At 65.7% G+C, this 24,474-nt stretch carries 17 protein-coding genes; 10 read left to right on the top strand and 7 right to left on the bottom strand.

Annotated features, from left to right (window positions below; all coding sequences use genetic code 11):
• The first annotated feature begins 18 nt into the window (after positions 1-18).
• The 5 genes from BRX37_RS02930 to BRX37_RS02910 all read left to right on the top strand — a co-directional run bounded on the left by BRX37_RS02930 (position 19) and on the right by BRX37_RS02910 (position 9,459).
• Positions 19-2,115, top strand: coding sequence for a prolyl oligopeptidase family serine peptidase (locus BRX37_RS02930; protein ID WP_125985446.1), 2,097 nt, complete (start codon positions 19-21; stop codon positions 2,113-2,115).
• A gap of 446 nt (positions 2,116-2,561) precedes the next feature.
• Positions 2,562-5,894 (top strand): transglutaminase family protein, encoded by a 3,333-nt coding sequence (locus BRX37_RS02925; RefSeq protein ID WP_125985594.1) that lies wholly within the window; start codon positions 2,562-2,564, stop codon positions 5,892-5,894.
• Positions 5,895-5,897: 3 nt separating this feature from the next.
• The gene (locus BRX37_RS02920) at positions 5,898-8,381 is read left to right on the top strand and encodes a circularly permuted type 2 ATP-grasp protein (RefSeq protein WP_125985445.1); all 2,484 of its coding nucleotides are present in this window, start codon (positions 5,898-5,900) and stop codon (positions 8,379-8,381) included.
• Entirely contained in the window at positions 8,378-9,283 is a 906-nt protein-coding gene (locus BRX37_RS02915; RefSeq protein WP_125985444.1) for a transglutaminase family protein, read from the top strand. Before BRX37_RS02920 ends, BRX37_RS02915 begins: the two co-directional genes overlap by 4 nt.
• Complete coding sequence (locus tag BRX37_RS02910; protein WP_125985443.1) at positions 9,280-9,459, top strand: hypothetical protein; 180 nt, start codon at positions 9,280-9,282, stop codon at positions 9,457-9,459. The genes BRX37_RS02915 and BRX37_RS02910 overlap by 4 nt, the downstream gene beginning before the upstream one ends.
• A gap of 154 nt (positions 9,460-9,613) precedes the next feature.
• Here BRX37_RS02910 and BRX37_RS02905 read toward each other — a convergent pair whose 3' ends face one another.
• Both BRX37_RS02905 and BRX37_RS02900 read right to left on the bottom strand, forming a co-directional pair.
• Positions 9,614-10,984, bottom strand: coding sequence for a cytochrome P450 (locus BRX37_RS02905; RefSeq protein WP_125985442.1), 1,371 nt, complete (start codon positions 10,982-10,984; stop codon positions 9,614-9,616).
• Positions 10,981-12,105 carry a hypothetical protein gene (locus tag BRX37_RS02900; protein ID WP_125985441.1) on the bottom strand — a complete coding sequence of 375 codons (1,125 nt, stop codon included), beginning with the start codon at positions 12,103-12,105 and terminating at the stop codon, positions 10,981-10,983. The genes BRX37_RS02905 and BRX37_RS02900 overlap by 4 nt, the downstream gene beginning before the upstream one ends.
• Before the next feature lie 21 nt (positions 12,106-12,126).
• On the opposite strand from BRX37_RS02900, the gene BRX37_RS02895 reads away from it, so the two are divergent.
• The gene (locus BRX37_RS02895; RefSeq protein ID WP_004209421.1) at positions 12,127-12,420 is read left to right on the top strand and encodes a hypothetical protein; all 294 of its coding nucleotides are present in this window, start codon (positions 12,127-12,129) and stop codon (positions 12,418-12,420) included.
• 5 nt (positions 12,421-12,425) lie between these two features.
• Positions 12,426-13,253 (top strand): 3-deoxy-8-phosphooctulonate synthase, encoded by an 828-nt coding sequence (gene kdsA, locus BRX37_RS02890; RefSeq protein ID WP_125985593.1) that lies wholly within the window; start codon positions 12,426-12,428, stop codon positions 13,251-13,253.
• Positions 13,254-13,280: 27 nt separating this feature from the next.
• On the opposite strand, the gene BRX37_RS02885 is transcribed toward kdsA, so the two are convergent.
• The 4 genes from BRX37_RS02885 to BRX37_RS02870 form a co-directional block, all read right to left on the bottom strand.
• Complete coding sequence (locus BRX37_RS02885; RefSeq protein ID WP_125985440.1) at positions 13,281-14,546, bottom strand: glutamate-5-semialdehyde dehydrogenase; 1,266 nt, start codon at positions 14,544-14,546, stop codon at positions 13,281-13,283.
• Between the two features lie 235 nt (positions 14,547-14,781).
• A complete protein-coding gene (locus BRX37_RS02880) occupies positions 14,782-15,882 on the bottom strand; it encodes a helix-turn-helix transcriptional regulator (protein ID WP_125985439.1) in 1,101 nt (366 codons plus the stop codon).
• A 110-nt stretch (positions 15,883-15,992) separates the two neighbouring features.
• Positions 15,993-16,640: a class I SAM-dependent methyltransferase gene (locus BRX37_RS02875; protein WP_010335491.1), complete on the bottom strand. Its 648-nt coding sequence runs from the start codon at positions 16,638-16,640 to the stop codon at positions 15,993-15,995.
• A 140-nt stretch (positions 16,641-16,780) separates the two neighbouring features.
• On the bottom strand, positions 16,781-19,147 hold the full coding sequence (locus BRX37_RS02870) for a CDC48 family AAA ATPase (RefSeq protein WP_206434108.1): 2,367 nt from the start codon (positions 19,145-19,147) through the stop codon (positions 16,781-16,783).
• A 337-nt stretch (positions 19,148-19,484) separates the two neighbouring features.
• Between BRX37_RS02870 and BRX37_RS02865 the strand changes: the two genes are divergently transcribed.
• Positions 19,485-20,369, top strand: coding sequence for a LysR substrate-binding domain-containing protein (locus BRX37_RS02865; protein WP_004209412.1), 885 nt, complete (start codon positions 19,485-19,487; stop codon positions 20,367-20,369).
• Between the two features lie 92 nt (positions 20,370-20,461).
• Complete coding sequence (locus BRX37_RS02860; RefSeq protein WP_010335493.1) at positions 20,462-21,619, top strand: GGDEF domain-containing protein; 1,158 nt, start codon at positions 20,462-20,464, stop codon at positions 21,617-21,619.
• A 15-nt stretch (positions 21,620-21,634) separates the two neighbouring features.
• Here the strand turns inward: BRX37_RS02860 and BRX37_RS02855 are convergent, their stop codons facing one another.
• Positions 21,635-22,306: a glutathione S-transferase family protein gene (locus BRX37_RS02855; RefSeq protein WP_004209410.1), complete on the bottom strand. Its 672-nt coding sequence runs from the start codon at positions 22,304-22,306 to the stop codon at positions 21,635-21,637.
• 152 nt (positions 22,307-22,458) lie between these two features.
• Between BRX37_RS02855 and acs the strand changes: the two genes are divergently transcribed.
• A complete protein-coding gene (acs, locus tag BRX37_RS02850; protein ID WP_125985437.1) occupies positions 22,459-24,402 on the top strand; it encodes an acetate--CoA ligase in 1,944 nt (647 codons plus the stop codon).
• Positions 24,403-24,474 lie beyond the last annotated feature (72 nt).

The following is a 24,474-nucleotide window of genomic DNA, read 5'->3' as shown; positions in this document are numbered from 1 at the left end:
CAACAAAAGGGGGGCGCAATGAAGAGGTTTTTGACGATGGTTTCTGCTGCCTTGCTGACCGGCGCTGCTGCGCCCGCCCCTGCTCCGGCGGACGATCCGTTCGTCTGGCTGGAGGACTGGACCGGGCCGCGCGCGATGCAGTGGGTGGAGGCGGAGAACAAGGCGACCGTCGCCACGCTGCAAGGCGATCCGCGCTATGCCGGCTATTACAAAGACGCGCTGGCGATCGCATCGGCCAAGGACCGGATCGCGATGCCGATGCTGATCCATGGCCGCATCTATAATTTCTGGCGCGATGCCGACCATCCGCAGGGCGTGTGGCGCTACACGTCCGAGGCCGATTATGCGTCGGCGTCGCCGAGCTGGACGACCGTGCTGGACCTGGATGCGCTGTCCAGGGCCGAGGGCAAGAAATGGGTGTGGAAGGGCGCGACCATCCTCGATCCCGAGGAGCGGATCGCGCTGCTGGCGCTGTCGGACGGCGGCGAGGATGCGGTGCGGCTGCGCGAGTTCGACCTGGTCGACGGCCGGTTCGTGCCGGGCGGGTTCGACATTCCCAATGCCAAGCAGAATGCGGTTTGGCTGGACAAGGACAGCCTGCTGCTGTCGCGCGACTGGGGCGCGGACAGCCTGACCAAGTCGGGCTATCCCTTCATCATCAAGACGCTGAAGCGCGGGCAGAAGCTGGACGAGGCACAAGAAGTGTTTCGCGGCGCGGCCGACGACCAGCTCATGTCGATGCCGATCCTGCTGAGCGATGGACAGGGCAATCGGGCGGCTTTCCTGTTTCGCGGCGTCACCTTCTTCGGCAACAAGACCTGGCTGCTGACGGCGCAGGGGACGAAACGGCTGGCGCTGCCGACCAAGAGCCAGTTGCAGGGCATGGTCGACGGGCAGGTGCTGATCCAGACCAGCGAAGCCTGGACCAGCGGCGGCGTGACCGTGCCGGCCGGCGCGCTGGCGAGCGTGGCGCTGAAAGCCCTGCAGGATGGTGGCGTGCTGACGCCCGAAATCCTGTTCGCGCCGACGCCGCGCCAGTCGATCGACGGGGTGGTGGCGACGCAGAATCGGGTCGTGCTGAGCCTCAACGACAATGTGCGCGGGCGGGTGCGGGTCTATGCGCGCGGGGCCAGGGGCTGGAGCGCGCAGCCGGTCGACCTGCCCGACAATGCGACGATCAGCACGGTCGCCGCATCCGACAAGAGCGACAAGGCCTATCTGGCGGTGGCTGGTTTCCTGGCGCCGACGACGCTGTGGGCGATGGATGCGGCCGACCCCAAGCCGGTGCAGGTGAAAGCGATGCCGGCGCGCTTCGATGCGGCAAGCCTTGTGGTCGAACAGTTCGAGGCGGTGTCGAGCGACGGGACCAAGATTCCCTATTTCATCGTCCACAAGAAGGGGATGACGCCCGACGGCAGCACGCCGGCGATCATGACCGCCTATGGCGGCTTCGAGGTGCCGATGACGCCCAGCTATGCCGCGATCACCGGCAAGCTGTGGCTGGAGCGGGGCAATAGTTTCGTGCTGGCCAATATCCGCGGCGGCGGCGAGTTCGGCCCGGCCTGGCATGAGGCGGGCCTGAAGACCAAGCGCCAGATCATCTATGATGATTTCGCGGCGGTGGCGCAGGATATATTCGCCCGCAAATTATCCAGCCCCAGGAAGTTCGGCATCTATGGCGGGTCCAATGGCGGGCTGTTGATGGGGGTGGAGTTCAACCAGCATCCTGACCTCTGGAACGGGGTGGTGATCCAGGTGCCTTTGCTCGACATGATCCGATACGAGCAGATCGCCGCCGGCGCATCCTGGGTCGATGAATATGGCAGCGTGTCGGTGCCGGAGGAGAAGGCGTTTCTCGAGAAGATCTCGCCCTATGCCAATATCCGCAAGGGGGTGGCCTATCCCACGCCCTATATCTGGACCACGACCAAGGACGACCGGGTCGGGCCGCAGCATGCGCGCAAGTTCGCCGCGCGGCTGAAGGACTATGGCCTGCCCTATCTTTTCTACGAGGACACCGCCGGCGGCCATTCGGGCGACGCCGATATCGAACAGGGCGCGCGGTTGCAGGCGATGCAGATGGTCTATTTCAGCCAAAGGCTGGAGGGGAAATAGGGGTTCGGCCGCGTGGACAAATTCAGTGCGGACCGAATGGCCGGGATGGGTGGATTGCGGACTGCCCGAAAATCCTCCCTAAGCTTGCTTGGGGAGGGGGACCGCCGAAGGCGGTGGAGGGGCAATAGCGTTGCGTTTACGCCATTCCCCTCCGTCAGCGCTTCGCGCTGCCACCTCCCCAAGACAAGCTTGGGGAGGAATGAGAAACGTCAGCTTCTGGTCGCTGTCAGACCATCCTCCCCTGCAAGGAGGATTTTACAGCCGCTTTTGGTGGCTCCCTGCCAATAACGACCTGCGCTATCCTGACGGAAGTCAGGACCAACTCCGGGATGACGTCGGTTAAATGAGGGGATGGCCGGGGCTGACGCGAACGGAAATTGCGAGAATCTTTGGCGAGGCGACAGTTTCGCATTGCATTGCAGCAAAGCGTGGTTTCTGATCGCATCATGCTCAAGGCCGCGCTGCACCACCTGACCGCCTATCGCTATAGCCGCCCGATCCGTCTGGGTCCGCAAGTGATAAGATTGCGGCCCGCGCCGCACAGTCGCACCAAGATTCCCAATTATGCGCTGAAGATCGAGCCGGCGAACCATTTCCTCAACTGGCAGCAGGACCCGCACGGCAACTGGCTGGCGCGGATCGTCTTTCCCGATCCGGTCGATCATTTCAGTATCGAGGTCGACCTGCTGGCCGATCTGGATATCATCAACCCGTTCGACTTCTTCGTCGAACCCTATGCGGAAAATTACCCTTTCAGCTATGACGAGCAGCTGGAGACCGATCTGGCGGCCTATTATGACGTCGAGGCGCAGGGGCCGCTGTTCGAGGAACTGGTCGCGCAGCATGCCGCGTTCGAGGGACGGACGATCGACTTCCTGGTCGATGTGAACAGCAAGCTGCAGCAGCGCATCGGCTATGTCATCCGCATGGAAACCGGGGTGCAGACGCCCGAGGAGACGCTGGACATCGGCACCGGATCGTGCCGCGATTCCGCCTGGCTGCTGGTGCAACTGCTGCGCCGGCTGGGCTTTGCCGCGCGCTTCGTGTCGGGCTATTCGATTCAACTTGTTGCCGACGTCGAGCCGATCGAGGGGCCCAAGGGCGTCACCCAGGATGTGGTCGACCTGCATGCCTGGGCCGAAGCCTATGTGCCTGGCGCCGGCTGGATCGCGCTTGATGCGACCAGCGGCATGTTTGCGGGCGAAGGGCATATCCCGCTCTGCGCCACGCCCCATTATCGGTCCGCAGCGCCGATCAGCGGCATGGCCGAGCCGGCCGAGGTCGATTTCAATTTCGCCATGAATGTCAGCCGCATTGCCGAGGCGGTGCGGATCACCAAGCCCTTTACCGAGGGGCGCTGGGCGTCGCTAATGGCGCTGGGCGAGCAGGTGGACGCCGACCTGATCGCGCAGGATGTGCGGCTGACCACCGGCGGCGAGCCGACCTTCGTCGCGGTCGATGATCCGCAGGCGGGCGAATGGAATGGCGATGCGGTCGGGCCGACCAAGGCGGGCTATGCCGACCGGCTGATCCGGCGGCTGCGTGATCGCTTCGCGCCGGGCGCGCTGCTGCACCATGGCCAGGGCAAATGGTATCCGGGCGAAAGCCTGCCGCGCTGGGGCTATTCAATCTACTGGCGGGCGGACGGCGTGCCGATCTGGCGCGATGCCGGGCTGATCGCGGGCGAGCCGGAGGCGGGCGATACGACCATTACCGCCGAGGATGCCGGCCGCTTCCTGACCGCCATGGCGGACGGGCTGGGGGTCGAGACGGACTTCGTCCAGCCGGTGTTCGAGGATGCGCTGGCCTGGTCGGTGAAGGAGGCGGAACTGCCCGCCAATACCGAGCCGGGCGACCCCAAGTTCGACAATCCCGAGGAGCGCAGCCGGATGGTGCGCGCGTTCGAGGGCGGCCTTAGCAAGACGGTCGGCTATGTGCTGCCGATCCAGCGCTGGCAGACACAGGCGAGTGCGCCGCGCTGGCAGAGCGAGGTGTGGAAGGTGCGGCGCAAGGCGCTGTTCGCGGTGCCGGGGGATTCGGCGCTGGGCTATCGCCTGCCGCTGGGCACACTGCCCTATGTGCCGCCGTCCGATTTCCCCTATATCCACCCGCAGGATACGAGCGAACCGCGTGAACCGCTGGCCGATTATCGTGCCGAGGCGGAAGCGCCGGTAGAACGGTTCGAGCGGTCCGAAATCGCCGCCGCCGAGCATCAGGACCGGCAGGAACAGGTGTTCATCGAAGGCGCCGTGCGCACCGCCGTCACGGTCGAGCCGCGCGGCAATTTCCTGTCGGTATTTATCCCGCCGGTGAAGACGCTGGACGATTATCTGGAGTTGATTGCGCAGGTCGAGAAGGTGGCCGAGGCGACCCGCATCCCGGTGCGGATCGAGGGCTATGCGCCGCCGTCCGACCCGCGCGTCAACGTGCTGAAGGTGACGCCCGACCCCGGCGTGGTCGAGGTGAATATCCAGCCGGCGACAAGCTGGGCCGAGACGGTGGCGATTACCCAGGGTGTCTATGAGGATGCCCGCGACGTGAAGATGACCGCCGACAAGTTCATGGTCGATGGCCGGTCGGTCGGCACCGGTGGCGGCAATCATCTGGTGCTGGGCGGGGCGAGCGTGAACGACAGCCCGTTCATCCGCCGGCCGGACTTGCTCAAGAGCTTCGTCCTCTATTGGCAGCGGCACCCCGCGCTCTCCTATCTCTTCTCCGGCCTGTTCATCGGCCCGACCAGCCAGGCGCCGCGCATCGACGAAGCGCGGCACGACAGCCTGTATGAGCTGGAGATCGCGCTGGCGCAGGTGCCCAATCCGGTGCGCGATGGCGAGGACAAGCTGCCGCCGCCCTGGCTGGTCGACCGATTGTTCCGCAACCTGCTGGTCGACGTGACCGGCAACACCCATCGCACCGAAATCTGCATCGACAAGCTGTTCTCGCCCGATGGCCCGACCGGGCGCCTGGGCCTGGTCGAGTTTCGCGGGTTCGAGATGCCGCCAGACCCGCAGATGAGCCTGGCCCAGCAATTGCTGCTGCGCGCGCTGACCGCCTGGTTCTGGCGCGAGCCGCAGCAGGGCAATCTGGTGCGCTGGGGCACGGCGCTGCACGACCGTTTCTTCCTGGGCCATTTCGTCTGGGCCGATTTCCTGGAGGTGCTGAACGATCTCCGCCAGGCGGGCTATGATTTCGATCCCAACTGGTTCGAGGCACAGCGCCAGTTCCGCTTCCCGGTGCATGGCAGCGTGGAGGCCGGCGGCGTCGGGCTGGAGATCAGCCATGCGCTGGAGCCGTGGAACGTGCTGGGCGAGACCGGCGCGATCGGCGGCACGGTACGCTATGTCGACAGTTCGACCGAGCGGTTGCAGGTCCGCGTGTCCGGCCTGGTCGCCGGGCGCCATATCGTCAGCTGTAACGGCCGGCGCGTGCCGATGACGCCAACCGGCGTGCCGGGCGAGGCGGTGGGCGGCGTCCGCTACAAGGCGTGGGCGCCGGCCAATTGCCTGCACCCCAACCTGCCCGCCAATGCGCCGCTGACCTTCGATATCTTCGATAGCTGGAGCGGGCGGTCGCTGGGCGGCTGCGTCTATCATGTCGCCCATCCGGGCGGGCGCAATTATGACGATGTGCCGATCAACAGCTATGAGGCGGAGGCGCGGCGCAAGGCGCGGTTCCAGGATCATGGCCATACGCCCGGCCCGGTCGACATGCCGCCGGCCGAACCCCCGAGCGAATTTCCGATGACGCTGGACCTTCGGTTCAGGCATCCCGAATATTAGACGATGACCGACTCGCCTGTCCTGCCGGGTCTCGAAGCGTCCGGCTGGGCCGGCGACTATCTGGCGCGCGCGTCGGGCGGCGACCTGTTCGCCGGGGCGCTGGCGGAGATGGCGCCACGCTGGCGGGCGATGCTGGATCGATTGTCGGAACAGGGACAGGGTGATCCCGCAACGCTGGCCGGCAATGTCGAGCGGCAGGCGCAGGATCTGGGCCTGGCGTTCCGTCTGACCGGCGACGAGCAGGAGCGGCCCTGGCCGCTGAGCCCGATCCCGATGCTGATCGGCGCTGGCGAATGGACCCGGATCGAGCAGGGGCTGATGCAGCGGGCCGAGCTGCTGGAGCGGGTGATCAGCGACATCTATAGCGGCCAGAGCCTGGTGCGCGAGGGCAAGCTGCCCGCCGCGGTGGTGACCGGCAGCCCGCATTATTGGCGGGTGATGACCGGGGCGGCGCCGCCGCGCGGCCATTATCTCCATTTCTATGCCGCCGATCTGGGACGCGGGCCGGACGGCGAATGGCGCGTGCTGGCCGACCGGGTGCGCACGCCCGTGGGTGTCGGCTATGCGCTGGAGAACAGGCTGGCGCTGTCGCGCGCGACCGGCGACCTGCTGGGCGCGATGAACACGCGGCGGCTGGCGCCCTTCTTCGCCGATCTGCGCCGGGGTCTCGCGGTCGACTGCCAGCGCGCCGATCCGCGCATCGGCCTGCTGACGCCGGGCCGGTTCAACCAGAGCTATGCCGAACAGGCGCATCTGGCCCGTTATCTGGGCCTGATGCTGGTCGAGGGCGATGACCTGATCGTCAGCGATGGGCGCTTGTTCGTGCGCACGATCGAGGGGCTGAAGCGGATCGACGGGCTGTGGCGCTGGATGGACAGCCGCTTCCTCGATCCGCTGGCGTTCGACGGGGAATCGCGGATCGGCGTGCCCGACCTGTATGATGCCTGCGCGCGCGGCGGACTGATGGTCAGCAACTGGCCGGGCGCGGGCGTGATCGAGGCGCGCGCCTTTGCCGCCTTCCTGCCGCAACTGGCCAAAGCCCTGCTCGGTACCGAATTGCTGCTGCCCAATATCGCTACCTGGTGGTGCGGGCAGGAGCGCGAGCGCGGCCATGTGACCGGCCATCTGGACGAATTGCTGGTGGCATCGGCGTTCGACCGGGATGCGGCAGGGCTTGGTCCGGCGCGATCGGTGCAGGGATCGACGCTGGATGCGGACCAGCGCATGACCTTGCTGGAGGCGATGGCGCGGCGGCCGATGGACTATGTCGGGCAGGAGGTGGTGAAGCTGTCCACCACCCCGGCGATCGTCGGTGGGCGGCTAACGCCCCTGCCCTTCACCCTGCGCGTGTTCGTGGCGCGCGATGGGCTGGGGCAATGGCGGATCATGCCCGGCGCCTTCGCCCGGCTGGCCGCGCATGGCGATATCCGTGCCGCCTTGATGGGCGAGGGCGACATGTCGGCCGACATGTGCGTGATCGACAGCCAGCCGGTGCCGCCCGATACGCTGCTCGGCGATGGCGGCGCGCCGGCGATCCGGCGGATCGGCGGGCTGTTGCCGACCAAGGCGGCGGACAATCTCTATTGGCTGGGCCGCTATATCGAGCGGACCGAAATGACGCTGCGGGTGATCCGCGCGGTCATCGGCGAGTCGATCGAGGTCGATATGGGGCCATCGTCGGATTCGCCGACCATGGCGCGGCTGGCGGGACAGCTGGCGCTGTGGGGCGCGACCGGAAACGCGGCGCAGCCGGTCGGCGCGCTATGTGCGCAGGCGCTGGGCGATGCGCGCCAGCCGGGCAGCGTGCGCGCGCTGATGGGCGTCGTCGCCAATATCGGCGAAGGGCTGCGCGATCGGCTGGCGACCGATTTCTGGCGGCTGGTGCGCCTGCCCCTGCCCGCGTTCGACGGGGCGGTGACCGAGACGCTGCTGGACGCGGCATCGCGCATGATCGAGCGGATTTCGGCGCTGTCGGGTCTGGCGGCGGAGAATATGGCGCGCACCGAGGGGTGGCGCTTCCATGATATGGGGCGGCGGATCGAGCGGGCGATCACCGGATGCCGGCTGACCTTGCTGCTGGGCAGCGACTGGGCGTCGGCCGACGACCTGACCGTCCTGCTCGACCTGCATGACAGCCAGATCAGCTATCGCAACCGCTATCTGACCGGCCCGTCGCTGCCGCCGGTGCGCGATCTGGTGGCGCTGGAGCCGCAGAACCCCCGATCGATCGCCTATCAGGCACTGTGCATTGCCGAGCATGTCGCTGCCCTGCCCACGCTGCGCGGCGACGGCATGCCGGAGGAGCCGCAGCGGCTGGCCGGCGCGCTGGCGGCGACGCTGGCGCCGCTGACCGGCGACATGCTGACCATGGCGGCGCTGACCGATATCGAAAGCCGGCTGCTCGCCTTGTCCGACGCGATCGGCCAGCGCTATTTCCTGCAGGTCCGCAAGACCGAAAAGGTCGAGGGCGCAGAGCTGCTGTCATGATCTACCATGTCCGTCACAGAAGCATATTGCGCTATGGCGCGCCGGTGCGGGTCGCCCGTTTCAATGTGCGGCTGCGGCCGATGGCCTGGGCCGGGCAATGGACCGCCGACTATAGCCTGAGCGTCGATCCCGCGCCGCTGTCGATCGAGGCGCGGCCGGGCGCCTGGCCGGTGCATGTCGAACGGCTGGTGATCGACCAGCCATTACGGCAATTGACGATCGAGAGCCGGTTCCGCGCCGGGGTGGCGGGCGGCGCGCCGATCCTGCCGCAGGATGACGACCCCAGCATCGCCATGGTCGCGCGCGCGGCGCTGGCCGACCGCGACATCAGCGCCTCTGCCCCCGCCCAATTCCTCTATGCCTCGCCCCGCGCGCCGATGCTGGACGCGATCGGCAGCTGGTCGGGCGACATGCTGGCGCCCGACCGGCCGATCGTCGCGGCGGCATGGGAACTGGCGCAGCGGATCAAGGCGGAATTTGCCTATGATCCCAGCGCCACCGATGCCGGCACGCCGGTGGCCGACGCCTTTGCCGCGCGCCATGGCGTGTGTCAGGATTTCGCCCATGTGATGGTGGTGGCGCTGCGCCTCGTCGGCCTGCCCGCCGCCTATGTCAGCGGATACCTCCGCACCTATCCGCCGCCGGGTATGCCGCGGCTGGTCGGCGCCGACGCCATGCATGCCTGGGTGATGCTGTGGTGCGGGCCGACGCGCGGATGGATCGGCTTCGATCCCACCAATGGCGTCATCACCGGCGAGGATCATCTGTTCATCGCCATGGGCCGCGACTATGCCGATGTCGCGCCGATGGACGGGCTGTTCGTCGGCGGATCGGGCCAGAGCATCAGCGTCGCCGTCGATGTCGTGCCCGAGGACGAGACCGCAAATGAGGAAGTCGCATGATCGCCGCCATCATCCTGGTCCTGGCCGGCCTTTACTGCCTGGCGCGCGGCGTCATGGACCTGCGCGCGAAACGCTGGGTGTGGGGCGTACTGGGCATCGTCGCGGGAATCGCGATCATGGCGGCACCGATCCCGACGCAGGTGCAGGTGGAACTGCCGGCAGCGCAGGGCCGATAGGGCACAGCTCAAATCCATCCTCCCCTGCAAGGGGAGGTGGCAGCGCGCAGCGCTGACGGAGGGGTATCCCCCTATCGAGAGCGTGACACCCCTCCACCATTTGCGATGCAAATGGTCCCCCTCCCCTTGCAGGGGAGGATCTGCGAGTGTCGGGTTACCCCACCCGCTCGAACAGCAGCTTCATGCCGGTCCTGGGGCGGATGGTGAGGCGGCTGATGGGTTCGGGTTTGAAGCCGGCGGGGATGGTGAGGCGGTAGCGGCGGATGACCGAGGCGATCACGGTCATCACCTCCTGCTGGGCGAAGCCGGCGCCGACGCAGACGCGCGGGCCGCGGCCGAAGGGGAACCAGGCCTGTTTCACCATGTCGGCATTGGCGGGATCATCGAACCGGTCGGGGTCGAAGGCGTGCGGGCAGGCCCAATTATCCTTGTTACGTTGGGTCAGCCAGGGCGCGACGACCAGCATCGATCCTTCTTCAAGGCTCTTGTCGCGCATCTCCATCGGGCAGGTGACTTCGCGCGGGAAGAAGGCGACCGGCGGATAGAGGCGCAGCGTTTCGCGGAAGATGTTGCGGACATGGCCCATATCCTTGAGCATCGGCGCGGTCAGCACTGCGTCGCCGGCGGTGCCGGCCACTTCGGCGCGGACCCGATCCTGGATATGGGCGCATTCGGCGAGCATATAGAGCGCCCAGGTCATGGTGCTGGCCGAGGTTTCATGGCCGGCGAGGAAGATGGTCGAGACCTGTTCCATCACTTGGTTACAGGTGAAATGGGCGCCGGTCTGCGCGTCCTGCACCTCGATCAGCGACTGGAGAATGTCGCGATGGGGCGCCTCGCCCCGGCCATGATAGCCTTCGTAGCGGGCCTCGACGATCGGACGGAATACGTCATGGATGGCGCGGGCCGGCCCTTTCGAGCGCTTCTCGAACCAGCCGGCGGGAATGCCGTAGAGGCGCAGCATCGAGGCCGAATGGGCGAGCCGCTGGAACCGGCCGAAGGCGGTGTGGATGATGTTGGAGCGTTCCTCGTCCAGCGTCTGCGAGAAGAGGGTGCGGAAGATGATGTCGGCCGCGACATGGGTCATCATCGGGTCGATATCGACCGGCTTTGTCCGATCGGCAGCGTCGAGCCGGGCGAGCAGATCGTCGGCGGCGGCGACCATCAGCGGCATGGAGCGATTGAGCGCGGTATGGGCGAAGGCGGGATTGACCATCGCCCGCTGGCTTTCCCAATCCTCGCCATTGGCGGAGAAGACCGAGTTGCCGATCAGCGGATCGAGATTGCGGACCAGTTCGCTATGCTTGGGGAAGGCGGTGCCGCCCTTGAGGATCTTGTCGACCAGCGGCAGTTCGTTGGCGATATACATGGTCTGACCCGGCATGCGGATCTCGCCCATCTTCATCGTGTAGCTCTTGTCGAACAGCACATGGATCCAGCTGTGCCAGCCGCGCAGGAAGCGCTTGATAAGGCCGCGCTTCGACTTGGGCGGCTCGGGATAGGGGGGCGTGAAGGGCGCGCTCACGGGATCGTCCGGAAGGCGGCGACGGCTTCGTCCACGGTGCGGCGGCCGGCGGTCAGGCTCACGAAATCCAGCGGCGACAGGCGGTCGCCGACCCTGAGATAATCGAAATGCGCCTCATATTTGTTGGACCAGCCCCCGTGATAATTTTCGGCCAAGTAGAAGAGATGGAAACGTGGCGATAGCATGTCCACCCGCGCGGCAAATTGATCGGCGACAAGGCGCAGCGGATTGACGTTGTAATAGGCCGCGCCGTCGGGCGGCGAGCTGATGTCGACATAGCGGAAAGGCTGGTCGGCGAGCGCCTTGAGGTCGGCATGATACCAGCCGGCGTCGCGGCGCAGGCCGATGACCGGTACCACCTGCCCCATGCCGACCATGACGAAATGGTCGGGCAGCGCGCCGCCGCGCAACGCGAGGATGCGGCGCAGCAGGCTCATGCCCAATATGGTGCCGGCGCTGTGGGTGACGAGCTGGATCTCGTCCCAGTCGCCGTCCAGCTCCGCCGCGATGCGGGCGGCGAACTGGTCGAGCCGGGCATTGAGCTCGTCGCCCGGCCCGTCTGCGGCGAGCGCGCCATGATAGGTCATGAAGCGCAGCAGCCAGGGCACGACCAGCTTGTTAAGGATGCGGCCGGAGAAGAAAGCGCTGATGCCGATGCCGACCAGCGCGCTGGCCCAGAAGGGCAGCAGCAGCGACAGCAGCAGCGCCGGGACCAGCGCCAGCAGCAGCGGGATCAGCACGGCCAGGATCGGCGGATAGAGGATGGTGATCACCGGGCCGCGGCGCAATTTGCGCATCCGGCCGAACTGCATCAGTCGGGCATGGCCGGCATAGGCGCGGGCAGCGCGCCAGGCGAGGGTGAAGGGATGGCGGATCCAGACCTTGCCGATCAGGTCTTCCCAGCGGAGATATTCATAGTCGGTCTCGACCCCGGCGCTGGCGTTGGTGACGGTCCAGATCGCGCTGTTGGCGGGGCCAGCACGGCGCGCGCTGACCTCCACCGCTTCGCCGGTCAGCGCGGTGTAGCGAGCCGCCTGATCCCGATAGAGCTGGTGATAGAAACGGACGCCGCGCGGATCGAAACCACCCAGGTAAAAGACTTTACGCTTGAATTTCTGCACTGCCCCGGTCCTAATCGGGACATGACCACGCCCGAACGCGACTACTGCTATTTCATAGACCATCGCAAATACAACCGGAATGTCGGTTGCAGGAAGCATGACAATATGTACGGCATCAATGGTGGCGGCAGCGAGCGCGACCGGTGGCGCGCCGACATGACATTCTATCGCCATATGAAGGCGAATGGCGATCCGATGGCGCTGCCCTCGCTGCTGGCCTGCCTGACCTTTGGCTGGTTCTGCTGGAATTATCATCCCGGCAAGGGGCTGTGGCGCGGACAATTGTTGCGCCGCTTCGCAAAGGCGCCCAAGTGAGCGGCATGAGCGATCCCAAGCATGTGAAGGTCGGCCCGATCAGTTTCGGCAACGACCTGCCCTTCGTCCTGATTTCCGGCCCCTGCCAGATCGAAAGCCGCGACCATGCGCTGTTCATGGCCGATGCGCTGGCCAAGGCGGCGGCGGATGCGGGCGTCCCCTTCATCTTCAAGAGCAGCTTCGACAAGGCCAACCGCACGTCGGTGAGTGGCAAGCGCGGGGTCGGCATCGACGCGGGGCTGGCGATCCTGGCCGAGGTGAAGGCGGTGCTGGGCTGCCCGGTGCTGACCGACATTCATGGCCCCGAACAGGTGGAGGCGGCGGCGCAGGCGGTGGATATATTGCAAATCCCGGCCTTTCTCTGTCGCCAGACCGACCTGCTGATCGCGGCGGGAAAGACCGGCGCGGTGATCAACGTCAAGAAGGGGCAGTTCCTGGCCCCCTGGGACATGGCGGCGGTGGCGCAGAAGGTCGCGTCGACCGGCAATGAGCGCATATTGCTGACCGAGCGCGGCGCGAGTTTCGGCTATAACACGCTGGTCAGCGACATGCGCGCGCTGCCGGTGATGGCGGAAACCGGCTATCCGGTCGTGTTCGACGCCACCCATTCGGTGCAGCAGCCCGGCGGGCTGGGGTCGGCGTCGGGCGGGCAGCGCGACTATGCGCCGCTGCTGGCGCGCAGCGCGGTGGCCGCGGGCGTGGCGGCGATCTTCGCCGAAGCGCATGAAGACCCGGATAATGCCCCGTCGGACGGGCCGGTGATGCTGAAGCTCGACTGGGTCGGGCCGATGCTGAAGCAGTTGAAGGCGATCGATCAGGTAGTGAAGGGGTAAGTCTCCCCCTTCACCCCGCAAAATGCCTTACGGTCGAGCCTGGCCGCGACCGCGCACGATCCATTTATAGGTGGTGAGCCCTTCGAGCGCGACCGGACCGCGGGCGTGGAGGCGGCCGGTCGAGATGCCGATTTCCGCGCCGAGGCCGAACTCGCCACCATCGGCGAACTGGGTCGAGGCGTTCCACATCACGATCGCGCTGTCGACGGCATTGAGAAAGCGTTCGGCTACCGCCGTATCCTCGGTGATGATCGCGTCGGTATGATGGCTGGCATGGGCGGCGATATGGGCGATCGCCTCTTCCACGCCATCGACCAGCCGGATCGAGACGATGGCGTCGAGATATTCGGTGTCCCAATCCTCGTCGCTGGCGGCGATCACGCGATCGTCCATCGCCTGCACCGCGTCATCGCCGCGCACTTCGCATTTGGCGTCGAGCAGCGCCTTCACCAGCGCGGGGGCATGGGCGTAGGCCCGGTCGATCAGCACCGTTTCGGTCGAACCGCAGACGCCGGTGCGGCGCAGCTTGGCATTCATGACCAGGCTTTCCGCCATGGCGGGATCGGCCGCGCCATCGACATAGCTGTGGTTGATGCCGTCAAGATGGGCGAGCACGGGCACCCGCGCCTCTTCCTGCACGCGCGCGACCAGGCTCTTGCCGCCGCGCGGCACGATCAGGTCGACGAAATCCGACGCGCGCAGCAGCGCGCCGACCACCGCGCGATCGGTGGTGGGGACAAGCTGCACCGCATCGGCGGGCAGGCCGGCGGCGGCGATCCCCTCCGCCATGGCAGCGTGGATGGCGCGGTTGCTTTCCTTCGCCTCGCTGCCGCCGCGCAGGATCACGGCATTGCCGGCGCGCAGGCACAGCGCAGCGGCGTCGGCCGTGACGTTGGGGCGGCTTTCATAGATGATGCCGATGACGCCCAGCGGCACGCGCACGCGGCTGAGCTCCAGCCCATTGGGGCGCACGCTGCTGTCGATCACGCTGCCAAGCGGATTGTCGAGGGTCGCGACCTGATCGACGCCGGCGGCCATGGCGGCGATCCGGTCCTCGTCCAGCCGCAGCCGGTCCAGCATCGCGGCGGACAGGCCATTGTCGATGCCATTGTCCATGTCGCGCGCATTGGCGGCGAGGATGGCGGGCGCCTGGTCGCGCAGCGCCTGGGCGGCGCGACGCAGCGCATCGACCTTCTGCGCGTCCCCGGCTGGCGCGAGCAGGGCGGCGGCGCGGCGCGCACGCGCGCCCATCTGCGCGATCAGCATTTCGGGGGTCTGCGTCAGGTCGTTCATCGGTAATCTCGCTTCAAATCCGGCAGCGGCTTAGCACGAAAATGTCGCGGGGCGGAACCCTGACGAATTGTGGGGAGACAGGAGGAGATGCCGGCGGCCGACCCATGGGTCGCATATGGATCGGCCGTCGGCAGGCAAGATGCTCCTGCCTCGTCGAATCACCTAGCTCTTCAACGGCGCGGGCGCATACCCCGATAGGGGTAAATTGCGAAATTTATGCAATAAAAGGATATATTCAGCTGCTCATCATGCCGACGATGCGCACCAGTTGCGACTCCCGGCTGCACCCGGTCTTGTCATAGATGGAGCGCAATTGGGCCTTGAGCGTCTCGGCGGAAACACCCCGCCGCTGGGCAATGTCCGCGCGGGTCAGGCCGGCGGCCAGATGGATGGCGATGTCCGCTTCGGCCGGGGTCAGGCGGAAAGTGCGCATGAGCAGGCGAACATGGCGTTCGGTCGGCGCGCCGACCCGCGCGACGATGATTGCATGCGGCGCAAAGGGCAGTGCCCAGGGGCGGGATGGCAAGGGGAAAAATTCGAGCATGATGCCGACGCCGCCATCGGCATCGGCAAGCGCCACCGGATCGGCTTCGCGCACCGGCACATCCACCACCGCGCGGATGGATCGCAGAATTGCGCGCGTCTCGTCGCCCCGGTCGCTCTGCAGCCAGCCATCGCCGATCCGCAGCCGGCTGGTCGACAGCAAGGCATCGGCACGCGGCGTCATGCCCCCCACCCGCCCGGTCGCGTCGAGCAGCCAGCAGGCGCGATCCATGGTTTCGAACGTACCGGCCAACAGGCCAAAACCCTGCCGCTCGATCGCCCGCTGCAGTCGAACGGCATGACGGGCATGGCCGGCCAGCTTGGCGAACAGGTCGCGCTGTTCCACGCTGGTGCGGCCATCACCCTCGCCGCGCAGCAGGGCGAAGCCGATCATCACATTGTCGTCGGCAATCAGCCGCGTCTGACAACCGTGGAAAATGTCATAGTCGCTGCACAGGTCGAGATAATCGTCCGCGCGCAGCGTCTGGCGCGCGACATCATAATGGGCTTCATGCACGATCGCGGGGCGACCGGGCAGCCGATCGGCCGCAACCCGAAAATTGAGGTCGGGCGCCGCGCCGTCTATCATCGATGACTTGTCGACAATGTCCGGGGCAACATCACTGATCCAGTTGAAGGCGGCGGCGCCCGGACCGAAACCGATCAGTTGGCCATGGCGCGAACCGGTCGCTTGCGCCATTGCGCGCAGCGCAACATCCCAGAGTTCGGGATCCAGCGCAGCCGACAGGAAGAGGTCGGCCCACGGATCGCTGCCTTCGGCGTATGACGCCATATAACCCCCTTGTCCCCAAGCAATTGGTTGCTCAAGTCCAGCGCGGAGTCAAACGCGCAGCAGGCCGAATTACGTAATTTCTGCCAGATATTGATACAGATCAGGAAAGATCAGGCCGCCTGGGCCAGCGCCTCGTCCTTGGCCGCGCGGAACAGGCGACAGGGGGGAATGTTGCGCCATTCCAGTTCGTCGCTGACCTGACCGAACAGCGGGTCGATCAGGCGGCGGACATAGCGCGAATATTGGTAGATGATGAAGCTGCCGCCCGGCCGCAGCACGGCGCGCGTCTCTTCGCAGATGGTTTCGCCCACCCCCGCCGGCAGGGTGGAAAAGGGCAGGCCCGAAAGGACGTAATCCGCCTTCTGATAGCCCGCTTCCTTGACGAAGCGGCGCACGTCGGCGGCGGAGCCATGGACGACGCGCAGGCGCGGATCGTCGATCGCATCTTCCAGATAGGCGACGAAATCGAGATTGAGGTCGATCGCCAGCAGGATCGCGTCGGGGTGCATGCGATCGAGAATGGCCTGGGTGAAGGTGCCGACACCCGGACCATATTCGACGAACAGGCGGGTCCGTGCCCAGTCGACGCCGTCCAGCGAGCGCGCGACCAGTTGCGACGAGGAGGGGATGACCGAACCGATCATGCCGGGATGCTTCATGAACTGGCGGAAGAACATGGCCCACTGGCTGCGGAAGGAGCGGCTGCCACCGCGCGTCGAAATCCTGGTCTTCTTGTCTTTGAACGGTAGGGAGGCCATCAAAATCCGCCTGACTGACTAACAGAATCGGCCTCGCAAAATTGATGTCCGCTGGCAAGCGGCTTTGCGCGCCACGGGATAGAACGCGCGGCCAGGCGATGGGTTCACCCACCGTCGGCCGCGCGCTTATCCCAAGTCCATCAGCGTTCGCGGGCGCGCAGCATGCCGGGCGCGATGAAACCGATCGGATCGACCTGCATCGCGCTCTGTTTCAGCGTCGCCTGGATCTGCTCATATTCCCGCTCCATTTCCGGCGTGACCGAGGCGCGGGTTTCTTCCAGCGCCGCCTCGAAATGGGCCATGGTGACGGCTTCGACCTGCAGCGACTGGCGCAGCGCGATGAGGCCCGCCCGACGGGACAGATCCTCCAGGTCCGCGCCGGTGAACCGCTCCGTCCGGGCCGCCAGCTGATCCAGATCGACGTCGGACGCCAGCGGCATCTTCTTGGTATGGATCGCCAGGATGCGCTTGCGCCCGGCCTGGTCGGGCACCGGCACATAGATGAGTTCGTCGAAGCGGCCGGGGCGCAGCAGCGCCGGATCGACCAAAGTCGGCCGGTTGGTGGCGCCGATGACGACCACCGACTGCAATTCCTCCAGCCCGTCCATTTCGGCGAGGATGGTGTTGACCACCCGCTCCGTCACCGCCGGCTCGCCAAGGCCACCGCCACGGGCGGGGACCAGGCTGTCCAGTTCGTCGATGAAGATGACGGTCGGCGCCACCTGACGCGCGCGGGCGAACAGGCGGGCGATCTGCTGCTCGCTCTCGCCATACCATTTGGACAGGAGGTCGCTCGACTTGGTGGCGATGAAATTGGCCTGCGCCTCACGCGCGACCGCCTTGGCCAGCAAGGTCTTGCCAGTGCCCGGCGGACCATAGAGGAGGAAGCCCTTGGCCGGGCGGATGCCCAGGCGCCGGAAGGCGTCGGGATCCTTGAGCGGCAGTTCGACCCCTTCCTTGAGGCGCATCTGCGCATCGTCCAGGCCGCCAATGTCGGCCCAGCCGATATTAGGAGCCTGCACCATCACCTCGCGCATGGCCGAGGGCTGGACCCGCTTGATCGCCGAAAGGAAATCCTCCCGCGTGACGGACAGATCCTCCAGCACGTCGGGCGGGATCGTGCCTTCCTCCAGATTGAGGCGCGGCATCAGCCGGCGCACCGTCTCGATCGCGGCCTCGCGGGTCAGCGCGGCGAGATCGGCGCCGACAAAGCCATAGGTCATGCGCGCCAGTTCGGCGAGATCCACCCCTTTACGAACAGGGAAGCCCTTAGCAGCCAATGTTTCCCGGTCTATCGTGGACGCTTTTTGGTGATCCACTTCTGCGCCTGTATCCAAAGGCATGCCGCGGGTATGGATGCCCAATATTTCGCGCCGGCCGCGTTCGTCGGGGACGCCGACGACGATTTCGCGGTCGAAGCGGCCGGGACGGCGCAGCGCCTCGTCGATCGCCTCGGGCCGGTTGGTCGCGGCGATGACGACCAGATTGGTGCGCGGTTCCAGCCCGTCCATCAGGGTGAGAAGCTGGGCGACGAGGCGCTTTTCCGTCTCGCCGGTGACCTGGCCGCGCTTGGGCGCGATCGAGTCGATCTCATCGATGAAGAGGATGGAGGGTGCCGCCTTGGCCGCTTCCTCGAAAATGTCGCGCAGCTTCTTTTCCGACTCGCCATAGGCCGAACCCATGATCTCGGGTCCGTTGATGAGGAAGAATTCGGCTTCCGATTCATTGGCGACGGCGCGGGCCAGCCGGGTCTTGCCGGTGCCCGGCGGGCCATGGAGCATCACCCCCTTGGGCGGATCGACGCCCAACCGCTCGAACAATTCGGGATAGCGCAGCGGCAGTTCGACCATCTCGCGCAGTTGGTCGATCGTTTCCGCCATGCCGCCGACATCGTCATAGGTGACGTCGGCGCGGCGGGATTCGCGCGGCTCCTCATATTCCGCGCGCAGCTCCACCTCGGTCTCGGCGTCGATATGGACGATGCCCTTGGGCACGGTCGACACCACGATCAGGCGGATTTCCTGGAGCGCATAGGCCGGCGCCGCCAGCATCTGGCGCAGATGGGGCGGCATGTCGCCGGGCGGCACCTGTTGCTGGCCGGCGGTGGCGACGACATCGCCCGCGACGAGGGGGCGTTGAAAGAAAACGCGCTTCAGCGCATCAGGATTACCCTGGAGACGGAGATTATTTTGTGCAGGCGCGAACACGACGCGCTGGGCCGGACGCGGATCGATCTTGCGCAATTGAACGAAGTCGCCCGAGCCGACGCCGGCATTGGCGCGCTGCAAACCATCCAGGCGCAGGACGTCCAGACCTTCATCTTCCTTGTAGGGGCGCACCACCCGCGCCGGAGTCGATCGCTTGCCGACAATCTCGACAACATCGCCTTCGGCCAGTTGCAATTCGGCCATTACCGTCAGCGGAAGCCGCGCCAAACCGCGCCCGGCATCCTCCGGCCGCGCATTGGCGACCTGAATCCTGCGTCCGCTGCTGTCCTGATCGGCCATGGTCATCCCCGTCCTTTTGGTTGCGAAACGAAGATAGGTAACGCCGGGGGTGAGGGAAAGGGGCCGTGCTTCGTTATGCCCGGAACAAAAAAAGGGCCAGCGCAAGCGCCAGCCCGGAAAGTTTATAGGAGAGGATGCCTGAAAGGCCTTTCCTATGTGCGCTGCAGCAGGTAATTTTGCAAGTGCGAAAAGAATCGGGTGGTTGCAATTTTTGCATCTTGCCATTTGCCGCGTTTTCCTGCTCATTGCAGGTCAGGATGCTTGAACCGGGGAAGCGCGCCGTTCGATAATGACAGATGATGCGACGCAGCGGACCGGCTTATAGAATTTGACGATTATGCGCAGATTGCCGCCTCTTACGGCCCTGGAGGCCTTTGTTCAGGTTGCCCGCCTTGGCTCGGTCAAGGCGGCTGCCGAGGAACTCGCTTTGTCGACGCCGGCACTCAGCCGCCGCGTCCAGGCGCTGGAGCGGTTCATCGGACGCCCGCTGTTCGACCGCAAGCATCAGGCGCTGGAGATCAATTCCGAAGGCCAGCGGCTGCTTGACGACATCGCCCCGGCGCTGGATTCGCTCAGCCAAGCCCTGGAGAATATCCAGAGCGGCGGCAACCAGTTGCGCCTGCGCCTGGCGGTGATGCCGCTGTTCGCGACGCAGCGCCTTTTCCCGCATCTGGGCCGGCTGCGCCAGCAGCATCCGCAGCTGCACATCGACATCGAGACGACGCCCCATGCGGTCGCGCGGCTGGGCGAAGGGCTGGACGCGGCGATCGTGCTGGCCAGCAAGGATATCGACCCGGCGCTCTATGCCTATGAGCTGGACCATGAGCAGGTCTATCTGATCGGCCGGCGCGAAATGGTGGAAGGCCCCAATGCGCTGGCGTCGCCCAGCGAACTGGCGCAACAGACGATCCTGCTGCATCGCGACATGGCCCTTTCCTTCGATGCGTGGAAGGATGTGGCGGGCATTCCCGACCTGCAGCCGCTGGCGATCGACAATTATGATTCCGGCCAGCTGATGCTGGAAGCCGCCGCCCAGGGACTGGGCGTGGCGGTCATGCATGCCAGCCATTTCGAACAGTCGGGCGATCCCCGGCTGATCCGGCTGTTCCCCAATATCCGTTGCGACAGCCCCTATCGCTATTATTTCGTCTGTCGCCCGCGCGCGTTGCAGACCCGCTCGGTGCGCATCTTCCGCGACTGGCTGGTGGCAGCAAATATCTGAATCCGCGTAGAAAAAGCGGCATGGATTGAAATCCCTGCGACTTTTGCCGAGCGCCCCCTTAACCTTGATCGGGCGCCTCCGTTATAAGCGGCATGACTGGATCAACCACATCCACCGCCGGCTCGCACCATGGGCTGACCGACCGCCTTTCCCGCTGGGCCCGTGGCCTGTCCGGCAAGCCGGACGAACCGCAGGTGGAAAGTGAGCCGCGCGCACGCGCCGGCAGTGCGGCCAGCCGCGAGATCAATCGCCGTCGGCGCCTCTATGAGGAAATCGGCGAATTTCTGTTCGCCCATGATCTGGACCTGACGCCGCTCAATTTCGGCGTTGCGCTCGACTATCTGACCGGCGCCAGCATCGGCGTGGAAAAGGCGGTGCAGGCAGTGCTGATGGAGCGCGGCAAGATCAGCAACGCCTGGATGGAATCGCTCGCCGCCAGCCAGCGCGCGGACGAGGTGACGCCCGACGCGCTCGCCTCCATGCTCGACAAGGTCGAGGAAAATCTGGACGAATTTACCGGGCTGATGACCGAATCCCGCAATTCGGCCAAGGATTATGGCGCGGCATTGCAGGAACAGGCCAAGGGCCTGGCCGCCGGCGCCGACAATGAGCCGATCCTGGCACGGCTGGTCAGCCTGACCCGGTCGATGGTGGAAAAGACCCGCCAGGTCGAAACCCAGCTGCGCGAGAACCAGAAGCAGACCCAGGCGCTGAAATCGAGCCTGGAGACCGCGCGTCGCGCCGCCGAGCATGACCATCTGACCGGCCTGCCCAATCGCCGCGCCTTCGAGGGCGTGCTGCGCGAGGAACTGAAGCTGGCGAAAGAAGGCGACGAGCAATTGTCGGTCGCCTTCTGCGACATCGACCATTTCAAGCTGGTCAACGATACCCATGGCCATGAGACCGGCGACCGGGTGCTGAAATTCGTCGCCGGGCTGCTGGCCAAAGCGTCCGATGATCGCTGCCATGTCGCTCGCCATGGCGGCGAGGAGTTCGTCATGCTGTTTCGCGGCAAGACGGCGGCCGAGACCTGTGAGGCGGTCGATGCGGTGCGCGAGGATCTGGCCAATCGCAGCCTGGTCAACCGCACCAATGGCGAGCGGATGGAGCGGGTGAGCTTTTCCGCCGGCGTCGCCAATGTCCTGGCCTATGACGACCCGCGCGCGGCGCTGAAGGCGGCCGACCGGGCGCTCTACCTGGCCAAGGAACATGGCCGCAACCGGGTCTATCTGGCGGCCGAAGCGGACTAGGCCGCCCCGTGACCGTCAGAAATCCGGCTTTTCATAATGGGTCGGCGGGGTGATGACTTCCATCCGTTCGGACAAGAGCGGGCGGAAGGAGGGGCGTGACTTGAAGCCGGCATACCAGCGCTTGACCGGCTCATGCCCGGCCCAGTCGATGCCGCCCAGATAATCCGCCACCGACAGATGCGCCGCCGCCGCGATATCGGCGAGGCTGAGCGTACCGCCGGCCATCCAGCTGCGATGGTCGAGCAGATAGTCCATATAGTCCATATGGACGTTGGCCCGGCGCATCGCTTCGCGCAGGACGCGGGCGTCGGGCGAGACGCGCTCGATCAGCCGCTTCTTCATCCGCTCATGCAGCAGCGGGCCGACGACATCGCCGTAGAAATTCTGGTCGAAGAAGGCGGTCAGGCGCCGCACTTCCGCCCGGCCTGCGGCCGTGCCGGAGATGAGCGGGAATTTTTCGACCGTTTCCTCGAAATATTCGCAGATCGCCTGGCTGTCGATCAGCGTGACGCCCTTTTCCTGATCGACGACCACCGGGGTGGTGCCGGCCGGATTGAGATCCAGAAACTCGTCGCGCATTTCCCAGGGAGATTCGCGCACCAGATCATAGCCGATGCCTTTCTCGCCAAGCAGCAGACGGACCTTGCGGGAGAAGGGACAGAGCGGGAATTGGAAAAGTTGCCACATATGATCTTCTGTTAGGCCGGGGCCGCGCGCCGGGAAAGGCGCAAAAACACAGAAACGCGGCGAAACGCGCATCGCCCCTTTAAGTCGTGCTGCGCGCCTCCTACAACCTGCTGCAAGCGCATGGAATTTAGCGCACAGGAAAGGATAGCTGGATGTCTGACGATTTCTTCCCGGTTCCCTCCCAATGGGCCGCCCAGGCCCTGTTGGACCGGGAAGGCCGCGCGGCCGATTATGCACGCTCGATCGAGGACGCCGACGCCTATTGGCTGGAGCGGGCACAGCGGCTGGACTGGATCACGTCGCCGACCAAGGCCGACGAAAGCAGCTTCCATGAGGCGGATTTCGGCGTCACATGGTTCGCCGACGGTGAACTGAACGTCAGCGCCAACTGCATCGACCGGCATCTGGCCGAGCGGGGCGACCAGGTCGCGATCATCTGGGAACCGGACAGTCCCGACGCCGACGTGCGCCGCTACACCTACAAGCAGGTGCATGAGGAAGTCTGCCGCCTTGCCAATGTGCTGAAGGATGCGGGCGCGCGGAAGGGCGACCGGATCACCGTCTATATGCCGATGATCCCCGAGGCGGCCTTTGCCCTGCTCGCCTGCGCGCGGATCGGCGCGATCCACAGCGTCGTGTTCGGCGGCTTTTCGCCCGAGGCGCTGGCCGGGCGTCTGGTCGATTGCGATTCGACCATCGTCATCACCGCCGACGAAGGGCGCCGCGCGGGCAAGACCGTGCCGCTCAAGGCCAATGTCGACGCCGCGCTGGCCGAGGCGCCCTGCGTCAACAAAGTTGTCGTGGTGCAGGCGACCGGCGGCGCGGTGCAGATGCGGGAGGGACGCGACATCTGGCTGCATGAGGCCGCGGCGCAGGTATCGGCCGACTGCCCGCCCGAACCGATGAATGCGGAAGACCCGCTGTTCATCCTCTACACCTCAGGCTCGACCGGCAAGCCCAAGGGCGTGCTGCATACCAGCGGCGGCTATCTGCTATGGGCCAGCCTGACGCATGAACTCTGCTTCGACTATCGGCCCGGCGACATCTGGTGGTGCGCCGCCGACATCGGCTGGGTCACGGGCCACAGCTATATCGTCTACGGCCCGCTGGCGAACGGCGCGACGACCCTGATGTATGAGGGCGTGCCCAACTGGCCGACCCCCGCACGCATCTGGGAAGTGGTCGACAAGCATCAGGTCCACACCATCTTCACCGCGCCCACGGCGCTGCGCGCGCTGATGAAGGAGGGCGACGACTATGTCCATTCGACCAGCCGCGCCTCGCTGCGCGTGCTGGGCACGGTCGGCGAACCGATCAACCCGGAAGCCTGGCGCTGGTATCATGGCGTGATCGGCGAAGGCCGCTGCCCGATCATCGACACCTGGTGGCAGACCGAGACCGGCGGCGCGATGATCGCGCCGATGCCCGGCGCCACCGACCTGAAGCCCGGCAGCGCCACCCTGCCGATGCCCGGCGTCATTCCCCAGATATTGGATGGCGACGGCGCGGTGCAGGAGGGCGCGACCGAAGGCAATCTGGTGATCGCGGGCAGCTGGCCGGGCCAGATGCGCACGGTGTGGGGCGACCATGACCGCTTCTTCCAGACCTATTTCACCACCTTTCCCGGCAAATATACCACCGGCGACGGCGCGCGGCGCGATGCCGACGGCTATTACTGGATCACCGGCCGGGTCGACGACGTCATCAACGTGTCGGGCCATCGCATGGGCACGGCCGAGGTCGAGAGCGCGCTGGTGCTGCATGAAAGCGTCGCCGAGGCGGCCGTGGTCGGCTTCCCGCACGACATCAAGGGCCAGGGCATTTATGCCTATGTGACGCTGAACGCGAATGAGGAGCCGAGCGACGATTTGCGCAAGGATCTGGTGAAATGGGTGCGGACCGAGATCGGCCCGATCGCCACGCCCGATGCGATCCAGTTCGCGCCCGGCTTGCCCAAGACCCGTTCGGGCAAGATCATGCGCCGCATCCTGCGCAAGATCGCCGAGGGCGAAGTGTCCGCGCAGGCGCTGGGGGACGTTAGTACACTTGCCGATCCGTCGGTTGTGGATAATCTGGTCGCCAATCGTCAGGGATAAAAGACACGCCGGATAAGGAACTTATCGTGCCCGTGCGTATCCTTTCGACATAGCTGGGCCGTGCGGGCGGGG

Source organism: Sphingomonas sp. S-NIH.Pt3_0716 (assembly GCF_003950715.1).
GTDB classification, from domain to species: Bacteria; Pseudomonadota; Alphaproteobacteria; order Sphingomonadales; family Sphingomonadaceae; genus Sphingobium; species Sphingobium yanoikuyae_A.
Note: the sequence above shows the minus strand (reverse complement) of the source record. Positions and strands in the feature narration are given on the sequence as shown.